Source organism: Endozoicomonas sp. ONNA2 (genome assembly GCF_024606365.1).
Classification (GTDB): Bacteria; Pseudomonadota; Gammaproteobacteria; order Pseudomonadales; family Endozoicomonadaceae; genus Endozoicomonas.
On record NZ_JAHHPO010000303.1, the window covers coordinates 1 to 1,514 of the forward strand.

The window sequence follows — 1,514 nt, forward strand, 5'->3', positions numbered from 1 at the left end:
TAAAAGACCTGACAAATATGCCAAAAAGAAAATTCACGGACCCAGTCCCATTTTACTCTATGGAAAGCCCGGGTGTGGAAAAACCAGCGCGGTTAAAAAACTGGTTGATTTTATCGGTATTTATAAGTTTGAAATAAAATTATCTGCTGTTGGCAGTAAATACGTGCATGAAACATCCTGCAAAATATCTGAGATATTCAGATCTGCCAATATATTAGCACCATCTGTGGTGATCATTGATGAAGTGGATACCCTGTTGTCCCAATCACTCAAACAAGACAGCATCCGGGGCGAAGAGGTCGCCACATTGCTTGATTTAATTGGTGAGGCGGAAAAAAATAAAATTCTGGTCATAGGCATGACCAATAATCTTGAAGTCATGAGTGATGCAGCAAAGCGCCCCGGCCGGTTTACCTACCATTTTAAAGTAGAGCCACTGGGAAATGGCGGGGATGTCAAAGAGCTTCTTGCCAATTGCTGGGATACGATAAGCATCGCAAGTAATGTCAACATTGACGTTGTAGCCCAGATGCTTGCCACCAGGCAGGGTGGATGCACTGTTGCTGATGTTTATGGATTCTCCAGAGAAGTCTGTATGAGGGCTGTTCGCCAAGACAAGGAAGATGTTGACAAGCAGGTTGTTCAGGAAGTACTCGATGAGTACTTGCAAAAAAAATCCTGATTCTGAGGCAGCCACAAGTTGGCCATAAGTTGGGAAAAGCATCATTTATCGAGAAGTATTGGACAACAATTCAGCCATTGGCAACTTGATTACTAAAACCACGGAAACTTTTTTATCAAATAATGGACTAATGTATCGATAGGAAAGAAATCACCTGCTTAAGGCATCACCAGGAGGCTGTCATAGAAATGAACGGTTCACTAGATCTTGGCATTATAGTCACCCCGATAAAATTGGGTCCTGACAGAAATGAAACCCCGGCGCAATTGCAAGCACGGAAACCTGAAGGTTTCGGTTATTTACAGTGCGTGGCAATGTACAGTTATAGAGAAGCAATGTCTTCAAAGGGATATTTGAAAAATTTTGAGAATTTCGACTCACGTTATCATGCATTGCATTCCGGTAAGCAGTTAACACAAAGACAAATTGATGAAATCACTGATACAATGAAACGTGGAGTTCAATTTTTGGATCATTATCAATCTGAAAGTTATATCGAACCTTCATATTCTAGAACTGGTAATCAAAAAATAATCCGGGAATCTCAGGAACTCGTAAAAGAAATGATGGGTTCGATTTATACTGACCTGAAGCGACTCATAGAGATTAAAAATCCATTCCCGGTGCAACTGCCTGAACAAGAGTGAAAATGATACAAAGATCCACTGAATTATGGCTCTTTTGGTTATCATCCCCTCATGCGTTTTCAGGTTGAACCCTTTTTCAAGCGTTCTCTCTTAAGATAGACATTACGCATCTATCTATTAATTCCAGATTCAAAAGCTTTGAACCACAAAGCACACGAAGAGCACAAAGGAAAAGAAAAAGCTCT

2 protein-coding genes are annotated in these 1,514 nt (G+C 40.6%); both read left to right on the forward strand.

The window, feature by feature from the left end; all coding sequences use genetic code 11:
• Positions 1-682, forward strand: a 682-nt coding sequence (locus KDK14_RS05475; RefSeq protein WP_257264010.1) for an ATP-binding protein, incomplete at its 5' end; no start/stop codon positions are given.
• A 188-nt stretch (positions 683-870) separates the two neighbouring features.
• Complete coding sequence (locus tag KDK14_RS05480) at positions 871-1,329, forward strand: hypothetical protein (protein ID WP_257264011.1); 459 nt, start codon at positions 871-873, stop codon at positions 1,327-1,329.
• The last annotated feature ends 185 nt before the right edge of the window (positions 1,330-1,514 follow it).